This is a genomic window from Streptomyces sp. LX-29, from assembly GCF_029541745.1.
GTDB lineage: Bacteria > Actinomycetota > Actinomycetes > Streptomycetales > Streptomycetaceae > Streptomyces.
This window is the reverse complement of the sequence record NZ_CP089746.1, coordinates 7,200,935-7,214,745: the sequence shown is the minus strand read 5'-3', so window position 1 is coordinate 7,214,745 and position 13,811 is coordinate 7,200,935. Positions and strand designations below refer to the sequence as shown.

The following is a 13,811-nucleotide window of genomic DNA, read 5'->3' as shown; positions in this document are numbered from 1 at the left end:
ACCCGAGGGGATATACGGGACCATTCAGACCATTGTCTGTTCGACCGTCGGCGGTGCCGCAAGCGCGGCTGCGCCGACCGGGGCGCGCCGACCGGCTGCTGGTCGGGTCGACCGCCGGTCAGGTCGACCGACGGTCGGTTAGGCCGCCGGTCGGGTGGGCCACCGCTGGCGGCGGGCCGGGGGACGCTCCCGTACGGCGCCCGCCATCCGACGGCCCACGCGCACCCGCCGTACGCCACCGCCGCCATCCGACACGCCACGCACCCCCGCCGCCGTACGCCACCGCCGTTCGACACGCGGGCCCACCCTCCATACGCCACCGCCAACCGGCGAGCCGGGCACACCCTCCGTACGGTGAGAGACGTGAGTCAGACGCCGCGGTCCGCGCCGGACGGCGTGCGCCACAGCGCGCAGCACGCCCTCCGTGCCTGGTGGGACGCCCTGGCGGCGGTGGTGGCGGCGCTGGCCGCCATGTTCGCCACCGCCGCCCTGGGCCTGTGGGCGGCCGGGGCGGGCGATCTGCCGGGCGGCGCCTTCCCCCGCGTGGTGGCCGCCGCCGTGGTCTCGGCGGTCGGCGGCGAGATCGAGCTGACCGGCGAGGTCGGGTTCGTCGGCGGTACCGACGCCGACCTGGACGTGATCCCGCTGTCGGTGTCCCTGGTCGGCGCCCTGACACTGGGGGCGCTGTTCCTGCTGCCGTTGCGGCACCGCGCCGTGGCCGGTGGTGGGGAGATCCTCGGCCGGGCCGGCCGTACCGCCCTGCTGTGGCTGCTCGGGCTGCTGCTGGTCGTGCGGCTCGCGCGGCACTCGTTCCGGATCGGGCTGGGCGACGAGCTCGCCGAAGAGATCGGCGAGGCGCTGGGGGTGACACCCACGGTGGGCTTCCGCGCCGCCGTCGCCCCGACGCTGGTCCTGGGCCTGCTGTGGCTGCTGGTCGTGCTAGCCCTCGCCCTGGCCGTCTCCCGCACGGCGCCGCTGCCCTCGCGGCTGCTGCCCTTCCAGGACACCGTCCGCCCCGCCGTCTTCGCGGTGGTGGCGCTGCTGTTGGCGTATGTGGCCGCGGGGCTGGTCGCCGGCGTGATCGTGGCCATCGTTCGGGGCAAGCCTGTGGAGACCTTCGCCGTGCTGCTGCTCGGGCTGCCCAATCTGGCCTGGATGGCGCTGGGCCTCGGGCTCGGCGGCGCCTGGGTGGGGCGGGTGCCCGCCCCCGTCGGGCTGCCGATGCCCAAACCGCTGGCGGACGTGTTGCGGGAGACGGACGGCGGTGAGGCCACGGTGAACCTGGCCTCGCTCGCCGAACGGGACGGCCGCGCCTGGCTGCTGGCCGTCTTCGCCGCACTCGCCGTCCTGGCGACCGGCGTTCTGCTCGCCCTGCGCTCCCCCGCCGGCACCGCGCCCTGGCGGCTCGCCCTGCGGCTGGGCGTCGCGCTGGCCGTCACCCTGCTCGCGGTGGGCCTGCTCACGCGCGTCTCCGCCGACTTCGGCCTCAACCTCCTCGGGCTGGGCGACCTCGCCGACCTCGGCGGTGAGGTCACCCTCCGTCCCGCCAGCCTGCTCCTCCTCGGCCTCGGCGCCCTGTGGGGCGCCCTCGCCGGCCTCCTCGGCGGGCTGCTGGCTCCGGTCGGACGCTGGCACGGGACGGAGGTGCCCGCCGACCGACCGGGCAGGACGCCGTGACCGCGTAGAACGCCGTGACCGACACAGGACACCGTCACCGCGCGGAACACCGTGCCCCCCAGGGCCACCGGGCCGCGGCGGGCACAGCCGCCCCGGCCGCCCCGCGTCACCGTGAGCGGGACAGCGCCTCCCGTACGGCCTCCTCCGTCCTGGCCACCAGGGCCGAGCCGTCGTCGGCGGTGATGATCGGGCGCTGGATGAGCTTGGGGTGGGCGGCGAGGGCGGCGATCCACCGGTCGCGCGCGCTCTCCTCGCGCGGCCAGTCCTTGAGCCCGAGCTCCTTGGCGGCCGCCTCCTGCGTTCGGGTGATGTCCCAGGGTTCGAGCCCGAGCCGGTCGAGCACCGCGCGGATCTCGTCCTCGCCGGGGACGTCTTCCAGATAGCGCCGGACGGTGTAGTCGGCCCCCTCCGCGTCGAGCAGGGTGAGCGCGCCACGGCACTTCGAACAGGCCGGGTTGATCCAGATCTCCATGCCGCCAGGGTATCGCGCATCCCCCCTCAAACCCCTTCTGGCCTGGGGCTTTTGTCAGTGGTGGGCAGTAAAATGGAAGCAGTTAGGACAGAGGGTTCCCGACCTCTCAGGAGGATGCCGATGGCCGTCGCCGCCACACCTCTCCCGGACCTCAGCCACCAGCCGGAGCTGCCGGACACGGCCGCTCCGCCCGCTCTGCCCACCCTGACCACCCTGCCGAAGCAGCGGATGCCCGCCGGCCGCCCGCGCGAGTGGTACGAGTCGTACAACCGCCGGCTGAAGGCCATGCGCCTGGCCATCGCCCTGCTCAACTCGGGGGCGTACGGCCCCGAGCAGGCACCCGACCACGTCATACGGACCACCGCCGCCCGGATCGGAGTGCACCCGCCCTCCGCCGTCACCTGTCGCATGGTGCGCGCGCTCATCCACTGCGACAGCCGCTGAGCCCGGCCCGGCTCGCCCCTGGTCCCCGGACGTGCGCCGTTCGGGGACCAGGGGGCACCCTGGGGGCATGACCCGGCGCAATGACGAGGTCGGGGCGCTGCTCCAGGAGTACGCCGACCTCATCGCGATCACCGGTGGCGACGCCTTCAAGGCACGCGCCTACGAGAAGGCCGCCCGCGCCATCGCCGGCTACCACGCGGACGTCGGCACGCTCGGCCCCAAGGAGCTGCTGGAGATCCCCAACGTGGGGAAGTCGATCGCCGACAAGGTCGTGGAGTATCTGCGCACCGGCCAGGTGTCCACGATCGAGGAGACCAGGACCGCCATCCCCGCCGGCGTACGGGAGCTCATCACCATCCCCACGCTCGGCCCCAAGAAGGCCCTGACCCTCTACCAGGAGCTGGGCGTCTCCACGGTGGACGAGCTGCTGGAGGCCATCCACCAGGAGCGGTTGCGCGATCTGAAGGGCTTCGGCGAGAAGACCGAGGCCAACATCCTGCACGGCATCGCGCTGATGCAGAAGGCCGGGGCCGGCGGCCGGATCCTGCTGTCGGCCGCCATGGACTCCGCGGAACAGATCATCGCCGAGCTCTCGGCGGTCACCGGGTGCGAGGGCTGCGCCTACGCCGGCTCGCTGCGCCGGATGAAGGAGACCATCGGCGACATCGACATCCTGGTCGCGGCCACCCGCTCGGCCCCGTTCATGGCCGCGTTCAGGGCCATGCCGCACGTCGCGGAGGTCATCGCGCACGGCGAGAAGAAGACCTCCATCCGCACCACCAAGGGCCTCCAGGTCGATCTGCGGGTGCTGCCGCCCGACTCCTGGGGGGCGGGCCTGCAGTACTTCACCGGCTCCAAGGCGCACAACATCCGCACCCGCGAGATCGCGGTCCGGCACGGGCTCAAGCTCTCGGAGTACGGCCTCTTCCGCACCAAGAGCGGCCGCAAGGTCGCCTCCGAGACCGAGGAGGAGGTCTACGCCCGGCTCGGCCTGCCCTGGATCCCGCCGACGCTGCGCGAGGACCGCGGCGAGATCGCCGCCGGGCTGCGGGACGAGCTGCCCGAGCTGGTCGCCGAGGAGGACATCCGCGGCGATCTGCACACCCACACCGACCTCACCGACGGGCTCGCCCCGCTGGAGGAGATGGTCGCCGCCGCGGCCGCCCGCGGCTACTCCTACTACGTCGTCACCGACCACGCCCCCGACCTCGCCATGCAACGGATGACCGACGAGAAGATGCTGGAACAGCGGGAGCTGGTACGGCAGCTGGACGGTAAGCACCGCAGGATGCACGTGCTGCACGGCACCGAGCTCAACATCGGCCCCGACGGCGAGGTGGACTGGCCGGGCGACTTCCTCGCCGGCTTCGACCTGTGTGTGGCCTCCGTGCACTCGCACTTCACCCAGAGCCGCGAGGCCCTGACCCGCCGCCTGGTGCGCGCCGCCGAGAACCCGTACGTCTCCGTCATCGGGCACCCCAGCACCCGGCGGATCGGGAAGCGGCCCGGCATCGACGCCGACTTCGACGCGGTCTTCGAGGCGTGCGCCAGGACCGGCACCGCGCTGGAGGTCAACGGCAGCCCCGAGCGGCTCGACCTGAGCGACGAGGACATCCTGCGCGCCAAGCGGTACGGAGTGAAGTTCGCGCTCGACTCCGACGCCCACTCCGTCACCCATCTGCCGTACATGCGCTACGCGGTGGGCACCGCCCAGCGCGGCTGGCTCACCAAGGACGACGTCATCAACACCTGGCCGCTGCAGCGGCTGCGCCGCTTCGTCCGGGAGGGTCGGCGCCGCGCCGAAGAGGGGTAGGCGGGGAGGGGGCGGGGCCCCAAGGGACGGCCTGGCGGGAGCCGGATGACGGTCCGGCGCCGCGCGCGAGAAGGCGGGCCGGCCGACCCGGCCGTACGATGTCAGACATGGGAGAGCGGTCGTTCGCACCCTCCGCGCCTGTGCTGGTCATCGAGGCCGATGGCGGTTCACAGGTGATGAGTCCGAGCCGGTCCTACCAGGTAGGGCGCGATCCCACGAGCGACATCGTGCTGCGGGACACACGGGTCTCCTGGCACCACGCGGTTCTGAAGCCCGTCGGTGACCACTGGACCCTGGAGGACACCGGCAGCACCAATGGCAGCTACACCGAGGGCCACCGCGTGGTGCGGCTGGACGTCGGGCCCGGCAGCATGATCCGGTTCGGAAACCCCACCGACGGCCCGCTGGCGGTGCTCAGCGAGATGCCCCGTCCGGTGGACCGGCCGAGCTATGTCTCGGAGCCGGCGGCCACCGGGACCTTCCGACAGCCGGCGACCGTGCGGGCGCTGCCCTCGCGGGTGCTGCGGATCGGCCGGGACCCCGACAACGACCTGGTCATCGACGATCTGGTGGTCTCCCGTCGCCATGCCGAGCTGCGCTCCCGCCCCGGTGGCGGCTTCGAGATCGCCGACGTGGGCAGCCACAACGGCACCTACCTCAACGGGCTGCGGGTCTTCGGCTCGGTGGCGGTCGCCCCCGGCGACATCGTGGGCATCGGCCGTTCGGCGTTCTGCCTGGTCGGTAACGAGCTCCAGGAGTTCCGGGACACCGGGGAGGTCTCGCTCGACGTGCAGGACCTGTCGGTGTCCGTCGACCGGGGGCGCAAGGTGCTGCTGGACCAGGTCTCCTTCCCGGTCGGCCAGAAGTCGCTGCTCGCGGTGGTCGGCCCCAGCGGCTCCGGCAAGTCCACCCTGCTCAACGCGCTCACCGGGCTGCGGCCGGCGGAGCGGGGCACGGTGTTGTACGACGGCCGGGACCTGTACCGGGACTACGCCGAGCTGCGCCAGCGCATCGGCCTCGTGCCGCAGGACGACATCCTGCACACCCAGCTCACCGTGCGCCGCGCCCTCGGCTACGCCGCGCGGCTGCGTTTCCCCGGCGACACCGGGGCGGCGGAGCGGGCGGCCCGGGTGGACGAGGTCATCGGCGAGCTGGGACTGGAGCAGCGGGTCGACCAGCCCATCCACAGCCTCTCCGGCGGCCAGCGCAAGCGGGTGAGCGTGGCTCTGGAGCTGCTCACCAAGCCCTCGCTGCTCTTCCTGGACGAGCCGACCTCGGGCCTGGACCCGGGCCTGGACCGCTCGGTGATGCACATGCTGCGCGGTCTGGCGGACGACGGACGGACCGTCATCGTGGTCACGCACAGCGTGCTGAGCCTGGATGTGTGCGACCGGCTGCTGGTCCTGGCGCCCGGTGGGCGGATCGCCTACTTCGGGCCACCGCAGGAGACCCTTCCGTTCTTCGGGATGGGCGAGTGGCCGGAGGTCTTCGAGGCGTTCGACAGCGATGCCCGGCACGACTGGGCGGGCGGGTTCCGGGCCTCCCCGCTGCACCGGCAGTACGTCGCGACGGCGAGCCGACAGCCGCAACTGCCGGCGCCGGAGCGCGAGGCCGCCCCGCCGACGCGGCCGCCCCATCCGCAGAGCTGGGGATCGCAGCTGGTCACCCTGTCCCGCCGCTACCTCGCGGCGATCTCCGCGGACCGCACCTTCCTGGCCATCATGATCGCCCTGCCCTTCATCATGGGCGCGATGACCCGTGCCCTGGCCGGGTCCGCGTTCACCGTGGACACGGCGATGGACGCGCTGCTGACCCTGTGCGTCGGCGGGGTGCTCACCGGGGCGGCGAACGCGGTGCGCGAACTGGTCAAGGAACGGGTGATCTACCAGCGAGAACGGGCCGTGGGCCTGTCCCGCTCGGCGTATCTGATGTCCAAGGTGGTGGTGCTGGGTTCGATCACGGTGGTCCAGGCGGTGGTGCTCACCCTGGTCGGGCTGAGTGGGGTGGAGCTCAACGCGCCGGACGGCCGAGGGGTGTTCCTGCCACCGTTGATGGAGATCTCCCTGGCCATGGCGCTGCTGTCGTTCACCGCGATGATGCTGGGCCTGGTGATCTCCGCGCTGGTGCGCAAGGAGGAGGTCACCATGCCGCTGCTGGTGCTGCTGACCATCGTCCAGTTCGTCTTCTGCGGGGCCCTGCTCAAGCTGAACGGCGTGCCGGGAATGGAGCAGATCGGCTGGCTGGTGCCGGCGCGCTGGGCCTTCGCCGCCATGGCCGGGACGGTGGACCTGGCACGCATCGTGCCAGGCCCGTCCACGGAGGATCCGCTGTTCGATCACTCGGCGAGCACCTGGCTGCTGAACATGGGCATGCTGGTGGTGCTCTCGCTGGTCTTCGGCCTGCTGGTGTCCCGGCTGCTGCGACGTCATGAACCGGTCATCATGCGCAAGTAGGGATGCGCGAGCAGGGATCCGCGAGGAGGGATTGTTGGAGGGAGCCCACCAGGCCGTGATGAACCCGCCGGAGCCGCTATGAACGCCGCATTCGCCTCTTCCGGCGCCCCCGCCGAGGAGCCGCTGTTCGAGCCGACCCACATCGTGCCCCGCTACGGGCTGCCGACATGGGCGGCGCCGGACGGCGTGCAGGCGCTGGACCCGCTGGACCCGTTGCTCCCGGTGCGGCTGGCGGAGCGCCGCGGCGACTGGGCCCAGGTGGTCTGCTCCAACGGCTGGGCCGCCTGGGTCGACGGCCGACTGCTGCTGCCCGTCCCGCACGACCCGCCGACCGCGAGCCACCCGCCCCGGCACACCGACGACCCCCGGCCGCTGCTGGCCCGGGTGGAGGAGACCCTGTCCCGCTACCGGCGGGCGGTGGAGGAGGTGGCGGCCGGGCGGACGGACGGCGAGGCGTTCCGCGGCGACACCGAGGGGCTGCGGCTCGGCGTCATCGTGGACGGCCCGGAGGTCTGGCTGTACGACGCGGAGCACGACGCCTGGACCTACGGCGACGGGGCGGCCCTGATGCCGTTCGCGGCGTCGGAGCAGCCAGTCTCGGGGGCGGGCCGCGCCACCGGGGCTCCGCCCACCACGAGCGGCTCTCCGCCCACCACGAGCAGCTCCCCGCCCACCATGAGCAGCTTGAGCGGCCCGGGAGCCCCGGGTGCCTCGGGCGCTCCTGCCGGCCCAGGATCCCCGGGTGCCTCGGGCGCCCCGGCCGGCCCGGGATCCCCGGGACCCTCGAATGCCTCGGCCGGCCCGGGAGCCCCGGGATCCTCGGGACCCCCGGGATCCTCGGCCGGCTCCGGGGAGCAGGTGCCGGCCGGTACGAACCGGGGCGGGCGTAGCGAGGCCGATCGGAGCGGCGGCGGATGACGGCGGAGCGGCGGGGGGCGGGCGAGGACCGGGAGCCGGAGCGGCGGACGGAGGTGGCGTTCGGCAGTCAGTCGGACCTGATCGGCCGCCAGATCGCCGCGTACCGGGTCCTGGGCGAGATCGGCCACGGCGGCATGGCCGTGGTCTACCGCGCCGAGGACCTGCGGCTGGGCCGCACCGTCGCCCTCAAGCTCCTCTCCCCGCAACTCGCCCGCAACGACACCTTCCGCCAGCGCTTCGTCCACGAGTCGCGGATGGCGGCGGCCCTGGACCACCCGCACATCGTCCCGGTCTTCGAGGCCGGCGAGGCGGACGGCATCCTCTACATCGCCATGCGGTACGTGCAGGGGCAGGACCTGCGGAGCCTGCTGCACCACGGCGGCCCGCTGTCCGTCGTCGCGGCCTGCCGCATCGCCGTGCAGGTGGCCTCGGCCCTGGACGCCGCCCATGCGCACGACCTGGTGCACCGGGACGTCAAACCGGGCAACATCCTGGTGGCGGAGGGCACCGACTCCGACCATCCGGAGCACGTCTATCTGACCGACTTCGGGCTGACGAAGAAGTCGCTGTCGCTGACCGGGTTCACCACGGTCGGCCAGTTCGTGGGCACGCTGGACTACGTGGCCCCCGAGCAGATCTCCGGCCGGCCGGTGGACGGCCGCTGCGACATCTACAGCCTGGGGTGCGTCGTCTACGAGACGCTCACCGGCGCCCCGCCCTTCCAGCGCGAGGACGACATGGCCCTGCTCTGGGCCCACCAGTACGACCCGCCGCCGCCGGTGACCGAGCGCCGCCCCGACCTGCCGCCCGGTGTGGACGAGGTCTTCGGCAAGGCGCTGGCCAAGGCCCCCGACGACCGGTACCGCAGCTGCCTGGAGTTCGTGGCCGCCCTGCGCCGCGCCGGCACCGCCCCGCGCGAGCCCGAGGCCGCGGGCCCGCCCAGCCAGGAGCACGCCCCCACCCGGGTCGACCTCGAGCTCACCGGCCATGGACCGCCGCCCGATCCCCCGGCCTGGGCGGCGCCGGTCTTCCCGGCACGCGGGCGGGGCTGACCCCCGCGGATCGTTCCGGAATCCTCCCGTGCCGGCTCAGGCGTGCCGCGCGAAGGCGGCGGTGACGGCCTCGCGATCGGCGCCGGCGGCGAGCAGCAGACGGAGCAGGACCCGGGCCTTGTAGGGGTCGAGGAGGCCACCGTTGAGCAGGCCGCGGCGCTGGAGGTCGGTTTCGGAGCCGATCGCGCCATAGGTGTGGCGCAGCACCGAGCCGCTGCCGGAGCGTGACGTCAGGACGACGGGGATGCGCTCGGCCAGCGCGCCGAGGACGGGCGCGAGGGCGGACGGCACATGGCCGACCCCGAAACCGGCGACCACCAGGCCGTGGTGGGTGTCCGCCAGCCGACCGAGGTCGGCGCCGTCGTCGTCGAGGGTGACAGTGTGCAGGGCGACGCGTATCGCGTCGAGGCGGGCGGCGGCGGGGCGGGCGAGCGGCGGCTCACGCCGCTCCGGGCGGGCCAGGATCCGCACCCGGCCCTCGATGACCTGCCCGAGGGGGCCGAGGTTCGGGGAGGCGAAGGTGGCCGTGCTGGTGCTGTGGGTCTTGCGGACCCAGCGCGCGGAGTGGATCTCGTCGTTGAGCACCACCAGCGCCCCCAGCTCGCGAGCCGCGGGCGAGGCGGCGACCCGGGCGGCGGCGAGCAGGTTCGCGGGGCCGTCCGGGCCGGCGAGGGTGGGGTTGCGCATGGCACCGGTGAGCACGAACGGCTCCGGGTGCGGCCACACCAGGTCGACCAGGAACGCGGTCTCCTCCAGGGTGTCGCTGCCCTGGGTCACCACGACGCCCCTCGCCCCGTCCGCCACCGCCCGCGACGCCGCGTCCACGAGGTCGAGGAGATGGCGGAATGACAGATCGGCGCTGGGCACGGCGTGCGCGTCCCGCACGTCGAGCGCCACCCCGAGGTCGGCCAGCCCCGGCACCGCCGCGGTGAGCTCGGCGCCGGTCAGCCGGGTGACGACGGGACCGCCGCCCGCCCCCGCGGAGTGTCCGGCCATGGCGATCGTGCCACCGAGGGTGAAGAGTGCCACCGTCATCCGCTGGGCCTCCGCTCCGGCCGTACGAGGTCGCGGCGCGACGCCACGAACGCCGACCGCCCGCCACCGTACTAGAGCGCCCCACCAGGGGCGCGGGGCTGTGCCGACCTGCGGCCCCGCCGCGCGAGCGCAACCAGCAGGACAGCGCCCCGCCAGGGGCGCGGGGCGGCGTCGACCTACGGCCCCGCCGCGCGAGCGCGACCAGCAGGACAGCGCCCCGCCAGGGGCGCGGGGCTGCGTCCACCTACGGCCCCGCCGCACGGGCACGCCCAGCAGGACAGCGCCCCATCAGGGGCGCGGGGCTGTGTCGACCAGCGGCTCCGCCGCGCGGGCGCGACCAGCCCCCACCGGCCCGCAGCCGACCGTCAGGCAACCCCCGAGACCCCACCGCGTACGAACCCCACGATCACCGCCGGCCCTCCGCAGGAGGGCCGGCACCCGCTTGACCGCAGGCAGAGCGAAATGATTATCGTTAGCGCCCCCTATCCACCTCCGGAGGAATCCCGTGCCCCGTACCCAGGAGCGCCTCGCCGAACCCGCGCGGCCACGCCGGGCGATGGAGCCGCCGGACGTGGCACGGACGCGCCGCACCGCTTGGCCCGGCCGGGCAGGCCGAATCGGCTTCGCCGCGCTGGTGGCGGCCGGCGTCGGGGTCCTCGGCAGCGGGCCGTGGCTGGATCCGCCCGCGCTCCAGGCGTGGCGCACCGTCTGTGTGGCGGTCGCGCTCCAGGCGTTGCCCTTCCTGCTGCTGGGGACGGTGGTGTCGGGCGCCATCAACGCCTTCGTGCCCGCGCGGGTGTTCTCCGCGGTGCTGCCGAAGCGACCCGCGTTGGCCGTCCCGGTCGCCTCCGCCGCCGGGGTGGTGCTGCCCGGCTGTGAGTGCGCCTCGGTCCCGGTGGCGGGAAGTCTGATCCGCCGGGGCGTGGCGCCCGCCGCCGCGCTGACGTTCCTGTTGTCGGCGCCGGCGGTCAACCCCGTGGTGCTGACCGCCACCGCGGTCGCCTTCCCCGGCGCCCCGGAGATGGTCGCCGCCCGGCTGCTGGCCTCGCTGGCGGCCGCCGCGATCATGGGTTGGCTGTGGCTGGCCTTCGGCCGCCGGGAGTGGCTGCGGCCGCGCGGTGGGGCCGTGGGGCACCAGCCGGGGAACAGCCGGTGGGAGGAGTTCCGGCTCGGCTTCCAACATGACTTCCTGCACGCGGGTGGGTTTCTGGTGGTCGGCGCCATGGCGGCGGCGACCTTCAACGTGGCCGTGCCCCGCACCGTGTTGGACGCCTTCTCCGGGTCGCCCTGGCTCTCGGTCCTCTTCCTGGCCGGACTGGCGATCGTGCTCGCGGTCTGTTCCGAGGCCGACGCCTTCGTCGCCGCCTCACTGACCGGCTTCTCCCCCACCGCCCGGCTCACCTTCATGGTCGTGGGGCCGATGGTCGACGTGAAGCTGGTGGCGCTCCAGGCGGGGACGTTCGGCGCGGGCTTCGCCGCCCGCTTCTCCACGGCGACGGCCGTCGTGGCCGTCGGTTGCGCCGCGCTGACCGGGTGGTGGCTGCTGTGAGGCGACAGTTCCAGATCCTGCTGCTGGGCATGGCGGGCGCGGCGGTGCTGCGCATCTCGCTCTTCGGCGACCTGTATCTGCGGTATGTGAAGGAGGGGCTGCGGCTCCCGCTGATCGCCACCGGGTGCCTGCTGTTCTTGCTGGCGCTGGTCGGCGCGTGGCGGGACGGCTTCCCGTTCCCGTACGAGCGGCCGGCGGCCGAGGCCGGCGAGGACCCGGAAGACGGGCCGCACACACCCGGACGGGAACACCGACACGGCAACGAAAGCCCACACGGGAACGAAAGCCGGCACGAGGGCGAGAGCCGGCACAGGAACGAAAGCCAGCACGAGCACGAGAGCCGACCCGAGCACCAGAGCCGACCGGAGCACGAGAGCGGGCACGGCCACGACCACGCGCGCGGGCCGCGGGTCGGCTGGCTGCTCTTCCTCCCCGTCGTCGGCCTGATGTTCGCCGCCCCGCCCCCGCTGGCCGCGTACACCGCCGAGCGGCAACGCCCCATGGCCGTCGAGGAGGAGTCGCAGTTCGCGCCGCTGCCCGCCCGCTCGCCGGTCCCGATGTCCCTCCTGGACTTCTCCGCACGGGCGGTGTGGGACACCGACCGCAGCCTCAGCGGCCGCACGGTGCGGCTGACCGGGTTCGTCACGCCGGGCAAGGACGGCGGCCCCTGGTATCTGACCCGGATGCGGGTGAGTTGCTGCGCCGCGGACGCGCAGGCGCTCAAGGTGGCGATGTACGGCGGCGAGCCTCCGGCCGCCGGGACCTGGCTGGTGGTGACCGGCCGCTGGCACCCGCGCGGCAGGCTGGGTACCGACGCGGCGACCGCCGCCCTCGACGTGCGGGGGCTGCGCACGGTGCCCGAGCCGGCCAATCCCTACCGTGACGACGCCCCACAGTGACGCCCGAACGGTCCGTCCCCGCCACCGGCCCGGGCAACTCCCGCCGCGCGCGGTAGGATTGGCCGACCGGCGCGTCGGGACCGGATGCGGTTCCGAGGAGGGGGATTTCAGGTGAGCAGCCTCAACAAGGGACCCAGGAAGGTCGAGGTGTCGCTCAAGTGGGACCCGAGCCCCTTCGGTTCGCCGGCCCACGATCTGGACATCATCGCGGCGACGTACACCGTCGACACCCCCCGGGGCACGCCGGCGTATCTGGTGCACTTCGACAGCCGCTCACCCGACGGCACCATCACCCTCAACCGGGACAGCAGGACCGGGCAGGGCTTCGGCTACGACGAGGTCATGACGCTGGAGTTGGACCGGTTGGCTCCGACGTACGCGCGCGTCGTGATCGGGGTGGCCATCCAGCAGGGCCAGGGGCGTAAGACCTTCGGCGAGGTGCCCCACACCGCGGTGCGGATCCTGGACGGCGACACCGAGCTGCTCGGGTCCGACTTCTCGGGGGTCGCCGGGGCCACCGCCGCCACGCTCGCGGAGTTCCGGCGGAACGGCTCGGGCGAGTGGGAGTTCCACGCCACCGTCCGCGGCTTCGACACCGACCCGGCGGCCTTCGCCGGGCTGATGGGCGGGGTCTGACGCCCCTCACACCCTCGCGCGGGCCCGGGCCAGGGCGGTCATCGCCTGTCGCGTCTTGAGGACCTGGCGCGCGGGAGGCCCCAGGCCGAGGTCGCCCAGGCCCCGCTCCAGCAGGTGCTGGGCGAGCGAGGCGACCCCCGGCTCGGATCGCAGCGACAGCTCCAGGAAGCGCAGTTCGTCGCCGACGGTCCAGAGCTCGGCGACGATCGGATGGATCAGGTCCCGACGGGCCGCCTTCCATCTGACGGCGCGGATCGGGCCGAGCGCGGTCAGGTCGTCCAGCGCGGCGGCGGCGACTTCGGCGGTCGACAGCAGCATCCGCTGGTCGCGGCTGAGTTCCGGCTGTTCGGAGCCGTCGTCGGCGGGCCGTTCGTACCTGCCGTCCACCTTGAGCGAGGCCGCCCACACGCGGTCGCGGCCGGCCCAGTCCTCCTCGACGGTGAACTCCCAGTCCTCGCCCTCCCGGCTCTCCCGCCAGTCCTCGGGAAGCGTGTCGGGATCGCAGGGCCGGCGCTTGGCTGTGAGATCGCCCTTGTCGCCGTCCTCGTCCAGCCGGAGCCGGATCACCGCGCCCGCGTCGAGCAGCGGGAGGCGGACCGTGTCACCGTCGAGCCACGGGCGGTCCCAGAAGTAGATCGCGCGCCGTTTACCGTCCTCCGGGTCCAGCCCGAGCAGTTCGCCGGCGGCCTCGGTGGTGTCGCCCGACAGAATGACCTTGATCTCCACGTCCGCCGCACTCGCCATGGCCGACCGCCCTCCGCGTCGTGACTGCCCCCTTGGCCCGTGCGCCCGCCTCGGCCTTGGCCCGGGCGCCTGCCTCGGCCTTGGCCCGGGCGCCTGCCTCGGCCCTGGCCCGTGCGCTC

The 13,811-nt window shown here is 73.7% G+C and carries 12 protein-coding genes; 9 read left to right on the top strand and 3 right to left on the bottom strand.

The window, feature by feature from the left end:
* Positions 1 to 363 precede the first annotated feature (363 nt).
* Positions 364 to 1,677 carry a streptophobe family protein gene (locus LRS74_RS30075; protein WP_277743954.1) on the top strand — a complete coding sequence of 438 codons (1,314 nt, stop codon included), beginning with the start codon at positions 364 to 366 and terminating at the stop codon, positions 1,675 to 1,677.
* Positions 1,678 to 1,783: 106 nt separating this feature from the next.
* Here LRS74_RS30075 and LRS74_RS30070 read toward each other — a convergent pair whose 3' ends face one another.
* The gene (locus tag LRS74_RS30070) at positions 1,784 to 2,149 is read right to left on the bottom strand and encodes an arsenate reductase family protein (protein WP_277743953.1); all 366 of its coding nucleotides are present in this window, start codon (positions 2,147 to 2,149) and stop codon (positions 1,784 to 1,786) included.
* Between the two features lie 114 nt (positions 2,150 to 2,263).
* Here LRS74_RS30070 and LRS74_RS30065 point away from each other — a divergent pair, with 114 nt between their 5' ends.
* The 5 genes from LRS74_RS30065 to LRS74_RS30045 all read left to right on the top strand — a co-directional run bounded on the left by LRS74_RS30065 (position 2,264) and on the right by LRS74_RS30045 (position 8,829).
* Positions 2,264 to 2,593, top strand: a complete 330-nt coding sequence (locus tag LRS74_RS30065; RefSeq protein ID WP_277743952.1) for a hypothetical protein — start codon at positions 2,264 to 2,266, stop codon at positions 2,591 to 2,593.
* Positions 2,594 to 2,660: 67 nt separating this feature from the next.
* Complete coding sequence (polX, locus tag LRS74_RS30060) at positions 2,661 to 4,406, top strand: DNA polymerase/3'-5' exonuclease PolX (RefSeq protein ID WP_277743951.1); 1,746 nt, start codon at positions 2,661 to 2,663, stop codon at positions 4,404 to 4,406.
* Positions 4,407 to 4,513: 107 nt separating this feature from the next.
* A complete protein-coding gene (locus LRS74_RS30055) occupies positions 4,514 to 6,859 on the top strand; it encodes an FHA domain-containing protein (protein ID WP_277743950.1) in 2,346 nt (781 codons plus the stop codon).
* Between the two features lie 78 nt (positions 6,860 to 6,937).
* Complete coding sequence (locus tag LRS74_RS30050) at positions 6,938 to 7,777, top strand: hypothetical protein (protein ID WP_277743949.1); 840 nt, start codon at positions 6,938 to 6,940, stop codon at positions 7,775 to 7,777.
* Positions 7,774 to 8,829 (top strand): serine/threonine-protein kinase, encoded by a 1,056-nt coding sequence (locus LRS74_RS30045; RefSeq protein ID WP_277743948.1) that lies wholly within the window; start codon positions 7,774 to 7,776, stop codon positions 8,827 to 8,829. The genes LRS74_RS30050 and LRS74_RS30045 overlap by 4 nt, the downstream gene beginning before the upstream one ends.
* A gap of 36 nt (positions 8,830 to 8,865) precedes the next feature.
* Here LRS74_RS30045 and LRS74_RS30040 read toward each other — a convergent pair whose 3' ends face one another.
* Entirely contained in the window at positions 8,866 to 9,864 is a 999-nt protein-coding gene (locus LRS74_RS30040) for an asparaginase (protein WP_277743947.1), read from the bottom strand.
* 505 nt (positions 9,865 to 10,369) lie between these two features.
* Between LRS74_RS30040 and LRS74_RS30035 the strand changes: the two genes are divergently transcribed.
* From LRS74_RS30035 to LRS74_RS30025, 3 genes are all read left to right on the top strand, one after another.
* Entirely contained in the window at positions 10,370 to 11,413 is a 1,044-nt protein-coding gene (locus LRS74_RS30035; RefSeq protein ID WP_277743946.1) for a permease, read from the top strand.
* The gene (locus tag LRS74_RS30030) at positions 11,410 to 12,312 is read left to right on the top strand and encodes a TIGR03943 family protein (RefSeq protein ID WP_277743945.1); all 903 of its coding nucleotides are present in this window, start codon (positions 11,410 to 11,412) and stop codon (positions 12,310 to 12,312) included. Before LRS74_RS30035 ends, LRS74_RS30030 begins: the two co-directional genes overlap by 4 nt.
* 84 nt (positions 12,313 to 12,396) lie before the next feature.
* Positions 12,397 to 12,948 carry a TerD family protein gene (locus LRS74_RS30025; protein WP_277743944.1) on the top strand — a complete coding sequence of 184 codons (552 nt, stop codon included), beginning with the start codon at positions 12,397 to 12,399 and terminating at the stop codon, positions 12,946 to 12,948.
* A gap of 6 nt (positions 12,949 to 12,954) precedes the next feature.
* On the opposite strand, the gene LRS74_RS30020 is transcribed toward LRS74_RS30025, so the two are convergent.
* On the bottom strand, positions 12,955 to 13,692 hold the full coding sequence (locus LRS74_RS30020) for a hypothetical protein (RefSeq protein WP_277743943.1): 738 nt from the start codon (positions 13,690 to 13,692) through the stop codon (positions 12,955 to 12,957).
* Between the last annotated feature and the right edge of the window lie 119 nt (positions 13,693 to 13,811).

Coding starts and splice junctions, on each gene's coding strand:
- LRS74_RS30045 (WP_277743948.1), top strand. CDS start 7,774: ATGACGGCGGAGCGGCGGGGGGCGGGCGAGGACCGGGAGCCGGAGCGG.
- LRS74_RS30025 (WP_277743944.1), top strand. CDS start 12,397: ATGCGGTTCCGAGGAGGGGGATTTCAGGTGAGCAGCCTCAACAAGGGA.
- polX (WP_277743951.1), top strand. CDS start 2,661: ATGACCCGGCGCAATGACGAGGTCGGGGCGCTGCTCCAGGAGTACGCC.
- LRS74_RS30055 (WP_277743950.1), top strand. CDS start 4,514: ATGGGAGAGCGGTCGTTCGCACCCTCCGCGCCTGTGCTGGTCATCGAG.
- LRS74_RS30040 (WP_277743947.1), bottom strand. CDS start 9,864: ATGACGGTGGCACTCTTCACCCTCGGTGGCACGATCGCCATGGCCGGA.
- LRS74_RS30020 (WP_277743943.1), bottom strand. CDS start 13,692: ATGGCGAGTGCGGCGGACGTGGAGATCAAGGTCATTCTGTCGGGCGAC.
- LRS74_RS30070 (WP_277743953.1), bottom strand. CDS start 2,149: ATGGAGATCTGGATCAACCCGGCCTGTTCGAAGTGCCGTGGCGCGCTC.
- LRS74_RS30050 (WP_277743949.1), top strand. CDS start 6,938: ATGAACGCCGCATTCGCCTCTTCCGGCGCCCCCGCCGAGGAGCCGCTG.
- LRS74_RS30065 (WP_277743952.1), top strand. CDS start 2,264: ATGCCGATGGCCGTCGCCGCCACACCTCTCCCGGACCTCAGCCACCAG.